This is a genomic window from Actinomadura luzonensis (assembly GCF_022664455.2).
Lineage (GTDB): Bacteria > Actinomycetota > Actinomycetes > Streptosporangiales > Streptosporangiaceae > Nonomuraea > Nonomuraea luzonensis.
This window is the reverse complement of the sequence record NZ_JAKRKC020000001.1, coordinates 5,591,429-5,607,674: the sequence shown is the minus strand read 5'-3', so window position 1 is coordinate 5,607,674 and position 16,246 is coordinate 5,591,429. Positions and strand designations below refer to the sequence as shown.

Genomic DNA, 16,246 nt, shown 5'->3' with positions numbered 1-16,246 from the left:
CGCGGGGCCCCTTCTCGCGTGCTCAGGGCAGGCGCGTCTCGGCGAGCCGGAAGCCCAGGTCGGGAACGATCTCCGCGACGTCCATCTGCGCCTTCTGCAGCCGGCCCGAGTGGTCCCAGTTCATCGCCTGCCAGCGGGTGAACTGGTCGAGCACCCACATGCCCGACTGGCGGCTGCCGTTGCCCGACTTGCCGTTGCCGCCGAACGGCAGGTGCGCCTCCGCCCCCGAGGTGGAGTTGTTGACGCTGACCATGCCGGCCGAGACGCCCTCGCGGAAGCGGAAGGCGCTGCTCGCGTCGCCGGTGTAGATCGAGCTGGACAGGCCGTAGCCGGGCAGGTTGGCCAGCTCGACGGCCTCCTCCAGGGTGCGGAACGTCGTCACGCCCACGATCGGGCCGAACGTCTCCTCCATGAACAGCCGGTCGCCCGGCCGCACGCCGTCGACGATCACCGGGTGGTAGTAGAGGCCGTCGCCGCCGTCGAAGCCGCCGCGCGGGTTGTCCTTCGTGATGCGCCCCACCGGGCCCGACACCACCGTGTGGTGGGGCTGGATCCAGGTCAGGTACTCCTCGTAGCGCTCGGCGAACTTGCCGTCGAGCAGCGGCCCGGCCAGCACGTCGCCGGTCGGGTCGCCGACGGCCGCCGCCGCCAGCGCCCGGGTGAACCGCTCGACGAACGCGTCGTGGACGCTCTCGTGCACGATCGCCGTGCCGAGGCTGGTGCAGCGCTGGCCCGCCGTGCCGAAGCCGGAGAACAGCGCGCCCTCGGCGGCGAGGTCGAGGTCGGCGTCCGGCATGATCACCATCGGGTTCTTGCCGCCCAGCTCCAGGCAGGCCGACTGCAGGTGCCGCCCGGTCAGCTCGCCGATGCGCCGGCCGACCTCGCTGGAGCCGGTGAAGCCGACCTTCTGCACGCTGCCCTCGGACAGGGCCAGCTCCAGGCCCGCGTAGGTCTGCGCGCCGTCGGCGAACAGCAGGTTGAGCACGCCGTCCGGCAGGCCCGCCGCGACGAACAGGCGGAACATGGCGTGCGCGGAGGCGGCGGCGTACTCGGCGGGCTTCCACACCACCGCGTTGCCGCACAGCAGCGCCGGCACGAGGTACCAGGACGGGACGGCCACCGGGAAGTTGCCCGCGGTGACGACCGCCGCCACGCCGACCGGGTTGCGGAAGGTGAACAGGTTCTTGTCCGGCATCTCCGACGGCACCGTCTGGCCGTAGAGGCGGCGGCCCTCGCCGAGGAAGAAGTCGCACGTGTCGACGATCTCCCGCACCTCGCCCAGCGCCTCGGCGTACGGCTTGCCGATCTCCTCGGTCACCAGCCGGGCCAGCGCCTCGGCGTTGGCCTCCACCAGCCGCCCGATGGAGGCGATCACCCGGCCGCGCACCGGCGCGGGCACCTTCGCCCACTCGCGCTGCGCCTCGGCCGCCGTGCGGCAGGCGGCGGCGAACGTGGCCGCGTCGGCCAGGCCGACCCGGGCCACCACCTCCGCCGGGCGGGCGGGGTTGGTCGAGTCGTATGTGGCCGCCGCCGCGGCCTCCTTGCCGCCCACGATGGACATGATCTGCCGGCTCACCGGACCTCCTCCGTAAGTTCTGCGGTAGACGCTAGCTCTCCATGGCCAATTTACGCAGCTCCGGCCCGTACGCCGGATGGGCGAGCGCGGCCGCGAACTGGGCGCGCAGGTAGTTGAGCGGGGAGCCGGTGTCCCACCAGGTGCCGTCGATGACCTGCCCGTACACCGGGTTGCCGGCGGCGGCGTGGCGGTGCAGGGCGTCGGTGAGGTAGATCTCGCCCTCCGGCCGCTCCCGCCGGCGGCGCGTGGCGGCCTCCAGCTCGTCGATCACGCCGGGGGTGACGACGTACCCGCCGATCGCGGCGTAGCGGGACGGCGCCTCCTCCGGGCGGGGCTTCTCCAGCAGGCCCGAGATGCGCAGCCGGCCGCCGCCCAGGTCCTCCTCGACGACCGGCACGCCGTAGCGGGAGGCGTCCTCGACCGCCATCGGCATCAGCGCCAGCACCGGCGCCCCGGTGGCCTCGTAGGCGGCCTTGAGCTGCCGCGCGCGCGGCACCTCGGCCACGAACACGTCGTCGGCCCACAACACCATGAACGGCTCGTCGCCGATGACGCGGGCGGCGTTCAGCACCGGCGTGCCGTTGCCGTACGGGCCGTTCTGGTACAGGTACGTGATGTGGGCCAGCGACGACAGCTCGGCCACGGCGGCGGCCAGCTCCTCCTTGCCCGCCTCGCGGAGCTGCCGCTCCAGGTCGGCGTCGGGCGCGAAGTGCCGCTGGACGAGCTCCTTGCGCGAGGAGGTGACGATGGTGATCTCGTCGATGCCCGACTCCACCAGCTCCCGGATGGTGTGCTCGATGACCGGCTTGTCGCCGATCGGCAGCATCTCCTTCGGCAGCGCCTTGGTGAGGGGCAGCAGCCGCGTGCCCAGGCCGGCCACCGGGATCACCGCTTTGTGCACCACTGGTCTCTCCTTCGCCTGAGGGGGGAGAGTGCCGACGTTACCCGAGCCGGCCGCCCGTGATCAGGTCGGCCAGCACCTCGCGGATCACGTGGCGCGCGTTGGCGGCCATCGCCGGGTTGCTGTCCAGGTAGTAGGGGAGCGCGATGAGCGCCTGCGCCAGGGCCCAGCCGCGGCCCCGCGCCCAGGTGGCGTCGTCGGCCCCCGCCGCGGCGCGGAAGGCCGGCCTGGCCTCGGCGGGCAGCAGGTTCCAGGCGACCATGAGGTCGCAGGCCGGGTCGCCCACCCCGGCGGTGGCGAAGTCGATGACGCCGGTGAGGCGGCCGGCGGAGACGAGCAGGTTGCCGGGCATGAGGTCGGAGTGCACCCACACGGGCGGGCCCGGCCAGGGGGGCGCGGCGAGCGCGTCCTCCCAGGCGGCGGTCACGGCGGCGACGTCCACCAGGCCGCCGCGGGGGCCGCGGCCAGAGAGGCGGCCCACGCCTTTGCTCGCGTCGCCGCCCACGCCGCCGCCCACGTCGCCGCCGCCGCCCACGTCGCCGCCCACGGCGCCGCCCGGGTCGCCGTCCGGTCCGGGGCCATCGCCGCCAGTTCGGCGATCGCGCGGCGCACGCCCGCGTCCACCTCGCCGAGCGGGCCACCGCGGTAGGCGCGGGGCCGCCGGGCAGCCCGGCGCGGCGCAGCGCCGTGACGAACGCCGCCAGGTCGGCCGCCAGCGGCCCGGCGTCGCCGAGCCGCCCCGCCTCGGGGTTGCCGCCGGGCAGCCACCGGCACACCGACCACGGGAAGGGGTAGCCCTCGCCGGGCACGCCCGCGCCCAGCACCGCCGGGACGGGGACGGGCAGCAGCGGCGCCAGCCTGGGCAGCCAGCGCTGCTCCTTCTCCACGTCGCCGACGGCCCGCTCGACGAGCGGCAGGCGGACCGACAGCTCGCCGCCGAGCCGGTAGACGGCGTTGACCGTGCCGGGCGAGGGGAAACGCTCGACCGGCAGGCCCGCCCACTGCGGGAACTGGGCGGCGATCAGCCGCCGCACCAGCTCCTCGTCGGTGTCGACCTCGCCGTCATGCATCTTCCCCAACGCCTCAGCCCTCCGGTGCCCGATGACCCCGGAGATCGTACACGGGGGCGGCGGGCAGCGCCCGGCCGCGGCGGCACGTCATCGGAGGAGCAGGCCGGCGACGCGGCGCGGCAGGCCGGGGGACAGGAAGCCGTGCCCCATGCCGGGGACGGCGTGGAAGCGGGCCCCCGGGACGAGGGCGGCCAGCGCCTCGCCGTGCGGCAACGGCAGCAGCGGGTCCTCGGTGCCGTGCACGACGAGCGCCGGGCAGGCGATCGAGGACAGCGGCGCGCGGCGGTCGGGGGTGAGCGCCCGGCCCGCCCGGTCGTGGTTGAGCGCGGCCGACGGGTCGGCGGTGCGGTCCTCGGTCTCCTCGGCCAGGCGGCGCGCCGCGGTCTCGTCGAACGGCAGCACGCCGCCGTTCAGCACCCGCCAGGTCTCCACGGCCGCGGCGACCCGCTCCTCCCGGGTCGCGCGCGGGGCGGCCGCCGCGCGGGCCAGGTGCTCCAGGAAGCGCGGGGCGGGCGGCGGCAGGTCGGCGGGGTCCGGGGCCTGGCCGGACAGGGCGCGGGCCCACACCGGGCCGGCGTCCGCGCCCATCGGGCTGGTCATGATCGCGGTGAGGCGGGCCACCCGCTCGGGACGGTGCACGGCCAGCCACTGCGCGACGGCCCCGCCGAGTGACGCGCCCACGACGTGCGCCGACCGCACGCCGTGCCCGTCGAGCACGGCCAGCGCGTCGCCCGCCAGGTCCCTCAGCGCGTACGGCGCCGCCGCGAAGTCCACGCACGAGGACCGCCCGGTGTCGCGGTGGTCGAACCTGATGACCTGCCGCCCGCCCGCCACGAGCGCCTCGACCAGCTCGTCCGGCCAGCCGATGCCGGGGGTGGAGGTGCCCATGACGAGCAGCACCACCGGGTCCGCCGGATCGCCGAACCGCTCGGTCCACAGCCGCAATTCCCCAGAAGGGACGAATTTCTCTTCCGTCGGTTGCATGCCGAGGAATGTAGCGATTAACGCGGCATTAGTAAAAAATGCGGAATTTCGATATTCGTGATATAATTAGCATTACCAGGAACGGCTCGGAACGGGCGTGTCCGCCGACCCCGCGATGTCCCGCCGGGTGATCAGCGCCAGCCGTTCGGCCAGGTCGTTCAGGGCCCGCGAGGCGGCCAGCTCGGCCCCGATCCCCGGCACCGCCGGGTCCGACGGATTGCGCCGCGCCCGGCCCTCGCCCGTCACCTCGGCCCCTTCGTCGGTCACCAGCGCCGCCCGCGCCGTCGTCTCGTCGCCGTCCTCGGTCAGCTCGACGCGCACCGTCCATTCCGTGGCTCTCATGGCACCCGGCTGCCCGCTCACGGCTCGACGAAACTCCGCCGGAATTCGCGCTCGGCGAGCGCCTTGATCGTCGTCAGCTGCTTCCTGACGGTGAGGAAGTCGGCCGACTGCGACAGCAGCAGATAGACCAGCCCGAGCACGCCCGGCCGGCACTGCACCCGCTGCCGGAACACCACCCGGGTGCGCCCCCCGGCCTCCCGCAGCGTGATCGTCCACGAGACCAGGACGTGGAAGGCGTGGATCGACAGCACCAGCAGCCGCTCGGGCTCCACCTCCACCACCCGGTAGCCGGTGCCGCCGCGGCCGGTCGGCAGCAGGTCGCCCACCTCGATCTTCTGCAGCTCCGGCACGATGCGGCCGGGCTCGTCGCGCGGGTCGTAGCCGTACCAGCCGGCCCGGGGCGGGCCGCCCATCTGCGCCAGCCACGGCCACACCGCCTCCGGCGGCGCGTCGACCGTGACGGCGCGGGTGGCGACCACGTGCGGGCGCGGCACCAGCTCGTCGCCGGGCAGCGCCTCGCCCGCCTCCTCCGGCGTCGCGCCCCAGCGCAGCAGCCTGGGACGGACGAACAGCAGATACGCGGCCAGCGCGGCCGTCACGGCCAGCGGCCGGAGCAGGGCCCGCACTCGGCGGTCGGCGCGTTCCTCCATGCCCCAGTCTCAGCACGGCCCCGGCCCGGCGGCGAGTGCCGAAGGGCGGTAGCGGGGCGGACGTTCGTCCCTGGCCCGGTGACCTTCGGCCCTGGCCGGCGGGCGGCGGCGGGAGGACCCTCGGGGCGAGCCTTGCGAGAGGGGAAAGCAGATGGAAGTCAAGGAGCTGCTCGGCGACGAGGCGGCCTACCTGCTGGAGCACCACGCCACCGGCGTCGCGCGCGAGTCGCTGCAACTGCCGGGGCCGGACTACGTGGACCGCGTCGTGACCTGCACCGACCGAGGCCCGGCGGTACTCCGCAACCTGCAGCACGTCTTCGACACCGGCCGCCTCGGCGGCACGGGATACCTGTCGATCCTGCCCGTGGACCAGGGCGTCGAGCACTCGGCGGCGGCGTCCTTCGCGCCGAACCCCGCCTACTTCGACCCCGCCGCGCTGTGCGAGCTGGCGGTCGAGGGCGGCTGCAACGCCATCGCCTCCACGCTCGGCGTGCTCGGGGCGGTGTCCCGCCGGTACGCGCACCGTGTGCCGTTCATCGTCAAGCTCAACCACAACGAGCTGATGACCTACCCCAACCGCTACGACCAGACGCCGTTCGCCTCGGTGCGGCAGGCGTTCGAGCTGGGCGCGGTCGCCGTGGGCGCCACCGTGTACTTCGGCGCCCAGGAGAGCATGCGCCAGCTCCAGGAGGTGCGCGCGGCCTTCCAGGAGGCGCACGAGCTGGGGCTGTTCACCGTGCTGTGGGCGTACCTGCGCAACGAGGACTTCGTCAGGGACGGCGTGGACTACCAGCTCAGCGCCGACCTCACCGGGCAGGCCAACCACCTCGCCGCCACCGTCGAGGCCGACATCGTCAAGCAGAAGCAGCCCGAGTGCAACGGCGGCTTCCGCGCGCTGCGGTTCGGCAAGACGCACGACGCCGTCTACGACAGGCTGGCCGCCGACCACCCGATCGAGCTGACCCGCTGGCAGGTCGTCAACTGCTACATGGGCCGCGTCGGGCTGATCAACTCCGGCGGCGCCTCCGGCGGGCAGGGCGACCTGGCGCAGGCCGTGCGCACCGCGGTCATCAACAAGCGGGCCGGCGGGATGGGCCTGATCGTCGGGCGCAAGTCGTTCCAGCGGCCGATGGCCGACGGGGTGCGGCTGCTGCACGCCGTGCAGGACGTCTACCTCGACCCCGACGTCACTGTCGCGTAGAGGTGACCAAGGTCCTCCCGAACGGGTGCGGGAGGACCCTCCGCCCGGCCGCGCCCGCCGTCCGACGATGAGGGAAAGCCGCTTGCGAGGTGATCCCGATGCGTGACGACGAGCTGGGCGTGGTCGCGGGCTTCGACGAGTCGGACGAGGGCCGGCGGGCCCTGCGCTACGCCGCCGCGGAGGCCGCCGCCTCCCGGCTGCCGCTCACCGTGTGCAACGCCTGGGAGTGGCCCTACCACGAGTGGCCGGGCGAGCTGGTGCCGCTGACGCTGGCCAAGCTGCCCGCCCTGCGCATGGTCAGGAGCGGCGCCCGCTGGGCCGCACTCGAACACCCTGAGCTGGTCGTCAACGCGCTCACCGACCGGGGCACGCCCCCGGAGGTCCTGACGCGCCTGTCGCGGACCGCCGCCATGATCGTGGTCGGCACCCGCGGGTACGGCGGCGTGGGCGGGCTGGTGGCCGGCTCGACCAGCGCGTACGTGGCCGCGCACGCCCGCTGCCCGGTCATCGTGGTGCGCGGCGGGCCGCCGTCGAGGAGCATGCCGGTGGTCGCCGGGTTCGACGCCTCGCCGCCCGCCTTCGCCGCCCTGCGCTTCGCCGCCCGGCAGGCCCTGGTCCGGCACACGCGGCTGCGCGTGGTCATCGCCTACCGCGAGCAGGGCAGGGAGGCGGCCATGGACGAGCCCCGCACCTCGGCCGAGGGCCTGGCCTGGGACGAGCTGCAGGCGCTGCACCGCGCCGACCCGGAGCTGGACGCGACGGTCGAGCAGGTGGACCAGCCGGCCCGGCAGGCGCTGCTGGCGGCCAGTGAGCGGGCGCGGCTGGTGGTCGTCGGCCCGCGCGGGCTGGGCGAGCTGCGCGGCCTGCTGCTCGGCTCGGTCAGCCAGGCGCTCGTGCACCGGGCGGCCTGCCCGGTCGCGGTCGTGCCCGCCCCCGCCGCCGCCCTCCGCCACGAGCACGTGCGCGAGCACCGGGTCGCCGCCCCGCGTGAACGCTGAGGCGGGACCCGGTGCCGCCGCGCCGCCGTCGCGATGCCGGCGCCCGTCAAGCTGTCGGCACCGTGGGCTTGGGCCCGGGCGCCGGGGTGTGCGGCAGCCGGACGCCGATCAGCACCAGCGCCGTGCCGGTCAGCAGCAGGATCCCGGTCACCACGAACAATCCCTGCGTCACGCTGTCCAGCCACGGCAGCGTGGCCCCGAGCCGCAGATCGGCCGAGATCGTCGCGCCGCCGTCGGCGTTCATCACCACGACCGTCCAGTCACCGGGCCGCAGCGTCCACTCCACGCTGCCGGAGCCCTTGGCCGCCCAGAACGGCTGCGCCGCGGGCGCCGCCGCCGGTCCGCCGCCGGGGTGCCGGACGTAGGTGACGTCCTCGGGCCCCGGGCCGAAGGTCAGGCGGGTGATGCGGTCGTAGGCGACGTTCCGCAGGTAGCTGTCCACGTCCGCCGTCGGCCCGACACCGACGAACAGCGGCGTGGCCGTGCCGGTGGCCGAGATGCGCACCTTGCCGGTGAAGCCGCGCACGTACTGGACGCCCTGGCCGCCGATGGCGATCTCCTCGGTGGTCAGCGCGTACGACGGGGTCGCGATCCGCTCGGCGGTCGTGCTGACGAAGCCGTCGCCGGCCCGGGAGCGCGCGACCACGGCCGAGAACGACCCGGCCGCCGCCGTCCCGATCGCCGCGAACGCGAGCAGCGCGCCGAGCACGATCGCCACCACCGACCCGGTCGTGTGCCGGACCGGCTCCTGGTGCGGCACCGGCGGCGGCTCCATCCGCGGCAGCTCGTGCCCGCCCTGCTCCAGCCGGAACGGCGGGTAGGCGTCGGTCATCAGCGCCGCGTACGCGGCCACCCGCAGCGCCCACCGGTTCATCCCCACCACGAAGTCGTAGACGCCGTGCGGGTAGCGGCCGGTGAACAGCAGGGCGACGGCGGCGAGCGCGACCATGAGCCCGATGAGGCCGCCCCAGTCGAGCGTGTAGAACCAGCCGCCGACCCGGTCGGGCACGTCGTCGCGCCAGGAGATCACGCTGCCCGCGGTGAACAGCCCGACCACCAGGTAGTGCGGGATGGCCAGCAGCCACCACTTGACCAGCACCAGCCCGCGCGAGAGCCGCTCGGGGTAGTCGATCTCCAGCGTGGCCGGGTAGTCCGGCTCGGCGCCGAGGGAGAAGGGCGGGTAGCGGTCGGTGCCCAGCGCGCCGTAGGTGTAGTACGCCACCCGCCAGGTCCAGCGCAGCACGCCGAGGTTGAAGTCGAACAGCGCCCGCGGATACCGCTCGGTGAACAGGATCGCGAAGAACGCCACGACGGAGAGGACCGCGAAGGCGATCCAGAGAAGCGACAGCACGATGTAGTGGGGGATCGCCAGGAACCATTTGACGAGCCACAGGCCGCGGTTCAGCGGCTCGTCCAGCCTGGCCTCCACTCTGACGGGGTAACCGTTCATGCCCCCAGCGCAGCACCGCCCGGCGGGGGCGGGCAGGGTCCAACGGCGGCGCTTGCCGGGACGTACGACCCGGGAAGGCCGCCCTTCCCGGTGGGACGCTGCGCCCATGGAGCGTCCATCCCTCACCCGGCCGCCCGGGCGTCACGCCCCCCGGCGCCTGGACCGCCTGCAGAACCTGCTGAACCCGTTCGTCGTCCGGCTGCTGCGCTCGCCGCTGCACGACCTGGTCTCCGGCTCGGTCGCGCTGCTGGAGGTCACCGGCCGCCGCAGCGGGAGACTCCTCGCGGTGCCGGTGAGCTACCGGCGCGAGCGCGACGTGCTGCGCGTGCTCACCCGCCGCTCCCGGCAGTGGTGGCGCAACGTGCGCGGCGGCGCGCCGCTGCGGGCCCTCGTGGGCGGCGTGACGTACGAGGCAGTCGCCGACGCCGGCCCCGCCGATCCCGAGGCCGGGGGAGAGCTCGTCGCGGTCACCGTCCACCTGGAGGCCCGGGCGCCCGCGGCCGGGCCCGGCCCGCGGGGCCTGTGGCGGCGCTGGTTCGCCGCCGTCACGCTCGGCGAGATCGCGGGGTTCGCGGTCCCCGCCGTGACCGGGGCGCTCGCGGCGGGCGTGCCGTGGGGGCTGCTCGGCATCGGGCCGCTGCTGCAGGGCGCCACGATCGTCGCGGCGGGGCTGGCCGAGGGCGTCGTGCTCGGGCTGGCGCAGGCGTACGCGCTGCGGAGCGCGCTGCCCGGGGCCGGGACGCGGGAGTGGGTGCGGGCGACGGCCGGCGGCGCGGGGATCGCGTGGACGGTCGGGGCGCTGCCGTTCGTGCTGGGCGAGCGGCTGTGGCGGTGGCACCCGGCGGTGCTCGTGCTGCTCGGCGTGGTGCTGCTGGCCGGGATGGGCGTGCTGCAGTGGCGGGTGCTGCGGCGGCACGTGCCGCGCGCCTGGCGGTGGGTGCCCGCGACGATGGCCGCCTGGCTGGTGGCGCTCGGGGCGTTCATGCTGGTGGCGACGCCACTGTGGCAGGAGGGGCAGCCGGGGTGGCTGGTGGCCGCCGTCGGGGTGCTCGCCGGGGCCGTCATGGCCGCCACGGTCGCCGCGCTCACCGGCCTCGCCCTGGTCCGGCTCCTGCGACCCGTCATGGTCCTAAGGCCCCCCACGTGATGGACCTCCGGCCCTGCGACGCACGGCCGCCCGCAGGGTGCGATGGATGGACGAAAGGAGGCCATCATGATCGTGGTGGGTGTGGACGGGTCGTTGACCGCGCGGGCGGCGGTGGACTGGGCGGCCGGTGACGCCTTCCGCTCGCACGTGCCGCTCAGAATCGTGTACGCGGTGGACCGCTCGCCGTACCAGATCGACAGGTTCCCCGCCTCCGGGGTCAGCGACACCCTGGTCCGCGAGGGGCACCGGGTGCTGCGCGAGGCCGTCGCGCTGGCCCGCGAGCGGCAGCCCGCGGTCGAGGTGCAGACGCAGGACATCGAGGGCGCGCCCGCGGCCGTGCTGCGCGAGCAGGCCGAGCACGCCAGCGAGGTCGTGGTCGGCAGCCGGGGCCTCGGCGGCTTCGCCGGGACGCTGCTCGGCTCCGTCAGCGCCCACGTGGCCGGGCAGGCGCCGTGCCCCGTCGTCGTGGTGCGCGGCGAGCGGCGGCCCCGCCAGGGCCGCATCGTGGTCGGCGTGGACGACTCGCCCGCCTGCGAGCCCGCGCTCGCCTACGCCTTCCGGCAGGCCGACCTGCGCGGCAGCAAGCTGCGCGTGGTGCACGCCTTCGCCCCCGAGATCGCCCGCGACCTCGACGAGGTGCGCGCCAACCAGCACCGGGCCGTCCAGCGGCGGCTGGAGGCGTTCCGCCGCGGCTACCCGGACGTCGAGGTCAGCGAGGACATCAAGTTCGCCAGCCCCGTCGAGGCGCTCACCGAGGCGTCCGCGGAGGCCGACCTGGTGGTGGTCGGCTCGCACGGGCGCGGACCGCTCGGCGCGGCGCTGCTCGGCTCGGTCAGCCGCGGCGTCCTGCACCACGCCCGCTGCACCGTGGCCGTCGTCCGCGCCCCGCAGGCCGGCGTGCCCGCCCAGAGGACCTAAGCCACACCTGTCAGGGACGTTCGCCGCTGCCGGGCCCGGCCCCAGGTGGCGGACGGTATGAGGGGAAAGCGAGGTGGGAGACCATGGCAATCGAAGTCAAGGACCTCATGGGACGCGTGGCCATCGCCGTCAGGGAGGACGCGTCGTTCGCCGACATCGTGGCCGCGATGAAGCGGTTCGCGGTCGGCGCCGTCACCGTCATCGACGCCGAGCGGCGGCCCGTGGGCGTGGTCACCGCGGACGATCTCCTCATGAAGGAGGCCGACCCGGTGCGCCACAGCGTCTCCATCTTCGAGTCCCGCGAGCGGCGCAGGGAGCACGAGAAGGCCGCGGCGGTCACCGCCGCCCAGCTCATGACCTCGCCGGCGATCACCGTCGCGCCCCGCAGCACCGTGCGCGAGGCGGCCAGGCTGATGCACGACCGGCACATCAAGCAGCTTCCCGTGGTCGACCCCGGCACCGGCAGGATCGTCGGCACCCTGCACCAGCGGGACGTGCTGCGCGTCTTCACCCGGCCGGTCGAGGAGCTGGAGGACGACATCAGGGCCGTGCTCCCCGAGCACGGGACGTTCGCGGTCGAGATCGACCGCGGCCTGGTGCGGATCTCCGGCCGGACCGAATGGCGCTCGCAGGCGGTCGCGCTCGTCGAGCGGGTACGCGGCGTGGAAGGGGTCATCGACGTCGTCGCGGACGTGAGCTGCGACAAGGACGACCTCATCGTCATGCCGCCGCTGCTGTAGGAGCCGCAGGTGGAGACGGCACCCCCCACAGGTCTTCCCCCGGGACCCGGCGCCCGCGTCCCCGCGGCGGCCGCTGTCCTCGCGCCGGCCGCCGCGGCGGTCCCGCCCGACCTCGCCACCTGCGCCGCGTGCCTGCTGGAGCTGTTCGACCCGGGCGCGCGGCGCCACCGGTACGCCTTCACCGGCTGCGCGGCCTGCGGGCCGCGGGCCTCCATCGCCGCCGGGCCGCCGTTCGCGCGTGAGCGCACCGCGCTGCGGCGCTTCCCGATGTGCGCGGCCTGCGCCGCCGAGTACCGCGACCCCGCCGGGCGGCGCTTCCGCGACGAGGCCGTCGCCTGCCCCGCGTGCGGCCCCCGGCTGAGCTTCCTCGGCCTGTCCGGCGACGCGGCGCTGCGCGCGGCCGGCGCGCTGGTCGCCGCCGGCGGCGTGATCGCCGTCAAGGGGCCGGGCGGGACGCGGCTGGTGTGCGACGCGGCCAACGCCGACTCCGTCGCCCGGCTGCGGCACGCCGGCGGCGAACCCGCCCTCATGGTGCCGGGGCCCGCCGCCGCGGCGGCCTTCGGGCGGCTCACCGCCCAGGACCGGCGGCTGCTCGCCTCGCCGGGCGCGCCCGTCCTGCTCGTCCCGCGCCGGGAGGGCGCGCCCGCCGGGCCGCCGGAGCTCGGGCTGGTGCTGCCGCACACGCCGGTGCACCACCTGCTGCTGGACGCCGTCCGCCGGCCGCTCGCCGTGTCCTGGGCCGGCCTCCCCGCCGGGCCGGGGCGGCGCTTCGACGACGTGGACGGGGTGCTGGGCGACGACCTGCCCGCCGTGTCCGCCTGCGGGGCCGCCGACGGGTCCGCCTCCGGGTCCGCTTCCGGGGCCGCCTTCGGGGCCGCCGACGGGGACACGGTGCTGCGCTCGCTCGGGGCCCGGGCCGGCGGGGTGCGGGCCGTCGCGGTGCGCCGGGGCGCGGGCTGACGCCCGGGCCGCTGCGGCTGCCGGTGGCCTCGCCGCGGCCGCTCGTGGCGTTCGGGGCGGGCGCCGCCCCGGCGTTCGCGCTGGCCGCCGGCGACCGCGCCTTCCTCGCCCCAACTCTCGACGACCCCTCCGGCCTCGGTCCCGGCAGGGCGGAGGCGGCTGACGTGGCGCTGGAGCGGCTGGTGGCCCTGGCCGGCGTCGAGCCGGTGCACGCCGTGCACGACCTCGACCCCACAGGCCCCGCCGCGCGGCAGGCCCGCCGCTGGCACCGCCGCACCGCCGTCCAGCACCATCACGCGCACGCCGCGGCCGTCGCCGCCGAGCACCTGCTGGAGCCGCCCTTCCTGGCCCTGGTCTGCGACGGACGCCCCGCGCCCGCCGGCGACGGCACGCTCTGGGGCGGCGAGCTGCTGCTGGCCACGTACACCGCCTGCCGCCGCCTCGGCTCGCTGTCCCGCCCGTCCCGGCCGCGTTCCGGCCTGCCGGAGCTGTACCGGGCCGCCGCCGCCCTCCTCGGGCCGGTCACGGGCCTGCGGGCGGACACGGACCCGGAGGCGTACCCGGAGGCGGAGCCGCTGGCCTGGCGGCTGGAGCGGCGCGACGGCCTGTGGGTGTACGACACCACCGCCACCCTCCGCCACCTGCGGGAGGCCAAGGAGGCCGGCGAGCCGCCCGCGCGGATCGCCGCCGCACTCCACGCCACCGTCGCGGCCGTCACCGTGCTGATGTGCGAGCGCGCCGCCGACGCCTGCGACGTCACCCGGGTCTGCCTGGCCGGTGACGTCTTCGACCAGCGGCTGCCGCTCGCCGGCGTCCTCGCCCGCCTGACGACGGCGGGGTTCGAGGCGTACGCGGGCGAGCGCGTCCCCGTCGGCTGCGGGGGCGTCGGGCTCGGCCAGGCGGCCATAGCGGCTGCGAGGTTGTCATGTGCCTAGGGGTTCCGGGGCGGATCACCGCCCGCGACGGCGAGATGGGGACGGCCGACTTCGCCGGCCTGCGCCGCGAGGTCTGCCTGGCGTACACGCCGGAGGCCGGCGTGGGCGACTACGTGATCGTGCACGTGGGGTTCGCGATCTCCGTGCTCGACGAGGACGAGGCGCTGCGGACGCTCGCGGTGCTCCGCGCCATCCCCGGAGGGCTGGATGAAGTATCTCGATGAGTACCGCGACCCCGTGCTGGCCCGCCGCCTCATCGGCGAGATCCGGGCCGCCGCCCGCCACCGCTGGTCGATCATGGAGGTCTGCGGCGGGCAGACGCACACGATCGTGCGGCAGGGCATCGACGAGCTGATCCCGGTCCGGATGGTGCACGGGCCCGGCTGCCCGGTCTGCGTGACGCCGCTGGCCACCGTCGACCGGGCGCTGGCCATCGCCGCCCGGCCGGAGGTGATCTTCACCTCGTTCGGCGACATGTTGCGCGTCCCCGGCTCCGGCACGGACCTGCTGTCGGCCAAGGCGCGCGGCGCGGACGTGCGCGTGGTGTACTCGCCGCTGGACGCCGTCCGCCTGGCCGCCGCCAACCCCGGCAGGCAGGTGGTGTTCTTCGCCGTCGGCTTCGAGACCACCGCGCCCGCCAACGCGATGGCCGTGCTCACGGCCGCCCGCGAGGGGCTCGCCAACTTCAGCGTGCTCGTCAGCCACGTGCTGGTGCCGCCCGCCATGTCGGCGATCATGGAGTCGGCGTCCGTGGACGCGTTCCTCGCCGCCGGGCACGTGTGCGCGGTCATGGGCTGGACCGAGTACGAGCCGCTGGCCGCCCGCTACCGGGTGCCCATCGTGGTGACCGGGTTCGAGCCGCTGGACCTGCTCGAAGGCATCCTCATGGTGGTGCGCCAGCTCGAGGAGGGCCGCTTCGAGGTCGAGAACCAGTACGCGCGGGCGGTGCGGCGCGAGGGCAACACCTTCGCCAGGGACGCCCTGCGCCGGGTGTTCCGGGTGAGCGGCCAGACCTGGCGCGGCATCGGCGACATCCCGGACAGCGGGCTGGTGCTGGCGCCGGAGTTCGCCGCGTACGACGCCGCGCTGCGGTTCGGCGTGGCCGGCCTCAGCGCCCGCGAGCACCCGGCCTGCATCGCCGGCGACATCCTGCGCGGCACCAGCACCCCGCTCGACTGCCCCGCCTACGGCACGCTGTGCACGCCCCGCCGCCCGCTCGGCGCGCCGATGGTCTCCGCCGAGGGCACCTGCGCCGCCTACCACAACGCCGGCCGCGTCCGGCAGGAAGCACAGGAGGTGCTGCCATGAGCACGGGCTTCGACCCGCTCGCCGCGACCTGCCCGGCGCCGCTCACCGAGGACGAGCGCGTGCTGCTCGGCCACGGCTCCGGCGGCCGGCTCATGGCCGAGCTGCTCGCCGACCTGACCCCGCGGCTCGGCGCGCCCGCCACCGAGGACGCCGCGCTGGTCACCACCGGCGCGCCCGAGATCGTGGTGTCCACCGACGGGTTCGTGGTGACGCCGCGCTTCTTCCCCGGCGGGGACATCGGCTCGCTGGCGGTCCACGGCACGGTCAACGACCTCGCCATGCGGGGCGCGGTGCCGGTGGCGCTGACGCTGGCGTACATCGTGGAGGAGGGGCTGCCGCTGGAGGAGCTGCGCCGGGTCACCGCGTCGGTCGCCGCCGCTGCCCGCGCCTGCGACGTGCCCGTCGTCACCGGCGACACCAAGGTCGTCGGCAGGGGCGCCGCCGACGGGCTCTACGTCACCACGACCGGCGTCGGCGTCCGGCTGCCCGGGGCGCACGTCAGCGCGGCCGGCGGCCGTCCGGGGGACGCCGTGCTGCTGTCCGGGCCCATCGGCCTGCACGGCGTCACCATCCTCAGCACCCGCGAAGGGCTCGGCTTCGAGACCGGGATCGCCTCCGACAGCCGCCCGCTGCACCGCCTGGCCGCCGCGATGATCACGGCGGGGAGCTGCGGCGTGCACGCGCTGCGCGACCCCACCCGGGGCGGGCTGTCGGCCGCGCTCAACGAGCTGGCCGCGGCCTCCGGCGTCGGCGTCGAGCTGGACGAGCCGGCCGTCCCCGTGCCGCCGGAGGTGGCCGCCGCCTGCGACCTGCTCGGCCTCGACCCGCTGCACGTGGCCAACGAGGGCTGCCTGGTGGCGTTCGTGGACCCGGCGCGGGCCGGCGCGGTCCTGTCCGCGATGCGCGCGCGGCCCGAGGGCGCGCAGGCCACCAGGATCGGGACGCTGGTCGCCGGGCACCCCGGCCGGGTGATCATGCGGACGCTGGTCGGCTCGACCCGGGTCGTGGACCTGCTCGTCGGCGAGCAGCTGCCCAGGATCTGCTGACCGGAGCGAGCCGGAAGGCC

Annotated in this window: 17 protein-coding genes and 1 pseudogene; 10 read left to right on the top strand and 8 right to left on the bottom strand. The window is 75.6% G+C overall.

Annotation, left to right across the window (positions count from 1 at the left end):
* Positions 1-22 precede the first annotated feature (22 nt).
* From MF672_RS26615 to MF672_RS26590, 7 genes and pseudogenes are all read right to left on the bottom strand, one after another.
* The gene (locus MF672_RS26615) at positions 23-1,576 is read right to left on the bottom strand and encodes an aldehyde dehydrogenase family protein (protein WP_242383840.1); all 1,554 of its coding nucleotides are present in this window, start codon (positions 1,574-1,576) and stop codon (positions 23-25) included.
* Positions 1,577-1,607: 31 nt separating this feature from the next.
* Positions 1,608-2,480, bottom strand: a complete 873-nt coding sequence (locus tag MF672_RS26610; protein ID WP_242383839.1) for a UTP--glucose-1-phosphate uridylyltransferase — start codon at positions 2,478-2,480, stop codon at positions 1,608-1,610.
* A 37-nt stretch (positions 2,481-2,517) separates the two neighbouring features.
* Positions 2,518-3,024: a phosphotransferase gene (locus MF672_RS26605; protein ID WP_247815449.1), complete on the bottom strand. Its 507-nt coding sequence runs from the start codon at positions 3,022-3,024 to the stop codon at positions 2,518-2,520.
* Between the two features lie 22 nt (positions 3,025-3,046).
* A pseudogene (locus tag MF672_RS51950) lies at positions 3,047-3,547 on the bottom strand (phosphotransferase); the annotation flags it as partial.
* A gap of 87 nt (positions 3,548-3,634) precedes the next feature.
* Positions 3,635-4,531: an alpha/beta fold hydrolase gene (locus MF672_RS26600; protein WP_242383445.1), complete on the bottom strand. Its 897-nt coding sequence runs from the start codon at positions 4,529-4,531 to the stop codon at positions 3,635-3,637.
* 72 nt (positions 4,532-4,603) lie between these two features.
* Positions 4,604-4,873, bottom strand: a complete 270-nt coding sequence (locus MF672_RS26595; RefSeq protein WP_242383444.1) for a DUF1876 domain-containing protein — start codon at positions 4,871-4,873, stop codon at positions 4,604-4,606.
* 17 nt (positions 4,874-4,890) lie between these two features.
* Positions 4,891-5,523 carry an SRPBCC family protein gene (locus MF672_RS26590; RefSeq protein ID WP_242383443.1) on the bottom strand — a complete coding sequence of 211 codons (633 nt, stop codon included), beginning with the start codon at positions 5,521-5,523 and terminating at the stop codon, positions 4,891-4,893.
* Between the two features lie 151 nt (positions 5,524-5,674).
* On the opposite strand from MF672_RS26590, the gene MF672_RS26585 reads away from it, so the two are divergent.
* Both MF672_RS26585 and MF672_RS26580 read left to right on the top strand, forming a co-directional pair.
* Complete coding sequence (locus tag MF672_RS26585; protein ID WP_242383442.1) at positions 5,675-6,724, top strand: class I fructose-bisphosphate aldolase; 1,050 nt, start codon at positions 5,675-5,677, stop codon at positions 6,722-6,724.
* A gap of 98 nt (positions 6,725-6,822) precedes the next feature.
* Positions 6,823-7,722, top strand: a complete 900-nt coding sequence (locus tag MF672_RS26580) for a universal stress protein (RefSeq protein WP_242383441.1) — start codon at positions 6,823-6,825, stop codon at positions 7,720-7,722.
* Between the two features lie 46 nt (positions 7,723-7,768).
* Here the strand turns inward: MF672_RS26580 and MF672_RS26575 are convergent, their stop codons facing one another.
* Positions 7,769-9,172: a DUF4389 domain-containing protein gene (locus tag MF672_RS26575; protein ID WP_242383440.1), complete on the bottom strand. Its 1,404-nt coding sequence runs from the start codon at positions 9,170-9,172 to the stop codon at positions 7,769-7,771.
* Positions 9,173-9,278: 106 nt separating this feature from the next.
* Here MF672_RS26575 and MF672_RS26570 point away from each other — a divergent pair, with 106 nt between their 5' ends.
* From MF672_RS26570 to hypE, 8 genes are all read left to right on the top strand, one after another.
* Positions 9,279-10,319 carry a nitroreductase/quinone reductase family protein gene (locus MF672_RS26570; protein ID WP_242383439.1) on the top strand — a complete coding sequence of 347 codons (1,041 nt, stop codon included), beginning with the start codon at positions 9,279-9,281 and terminating at the stop codon, positions 10,317-10,319.
* A gap of 66 nt (positions 10,320-10,385) precedes the next feature.
* A complete protein-coding gene (locus tag MF672_RS26565; RefSeq protein ID WP_242383438.1) occupies positions 10,386-11,237 on the top strand; it encodes a universal stress protein in 852 nt (283 codons plus the stop codon).
* Between the two features lie 83 nt (positions 11,238-11,320).
* On the top strand, positions 11,321-11,977 hold the full coding sequence (locus tag MF672_RS26560) for a CBS domain-containing protein (RefSeq protein ID WP_242383437.1): 657 nt from the start codon (positions 11,321-11,323) through the stop codon (positions 11,975-11,977).
* Positions 11,978-11,986: 9 nt separating this feature from the next.
* Complete coding sequence (locus MF672_RS26555) at positions 11,987-12,937, top strand: Sua5/YciO/YrdC/YwlC family protein (RefSeq protein ID WP_247815448.1); 951 nt, start codon at positions 11,987-11,989, stop codon at positions 12,935-12,937.
* Positions 12,938-12,960: 23 nt separating this feature from the next.
* Entirely contained in the window at positions 12,961-13,872 is a 912-nt protein-coding gene (locus MF672_RS26550; RefSeq protein ID WP_247815447.1) for a Kae1-like domain-containing protein, read from the top strand.
* Positions 13,863-14,096, top strand: a complete 234-nt coding sequence (locus tag MF672_RS26545; RefSeq protein WP_242383203.1) for a HypC/HybG/HupF family hydrogenase formation chaperone — start codon at positions 13,863-13,865, stop codon at positions 14,094-14,096. The genes MF672_RS26550 and MF672_RS26545 overlap by 10 nt, the downstream gene beginning before the upstream one ends.
* Positions 14,080-15,180 carry a hydrogenase formation protein HypD gene (hypD, locus tag MF672_RS26540; protein ID WP_242383205.1) on the top strand — a complete coding sequence of 367 codons (1,101 nt, stop codon included), beginning with the start codon at positions 14,080-14,082 and terminating at the stop codon, positions 15,178-15,180. Before MF672_RS26545 ends, hypD begins: the two co-directional genes overlap by 17 nt.
* Positions 15,177-16,226 carry a hydrogenase expression/formation protein HypE gene (hypE, locus tag MF672_RS26535; RefSeq protein ID WP_242383207.1) on the top strand — a complete coding sequence of 350 codons (1,050 nt, stop codon included), beginning with the start codon at positions 15,177-15,179 and terminating at the stop codon, positions 16,224-16,226. The genes hypD and hypE overlap by 4 nt, the downstream gene beginning before the upstream one ends.
* Positions 16,227-16,246 lie beyond the last annotated feature (20 nt).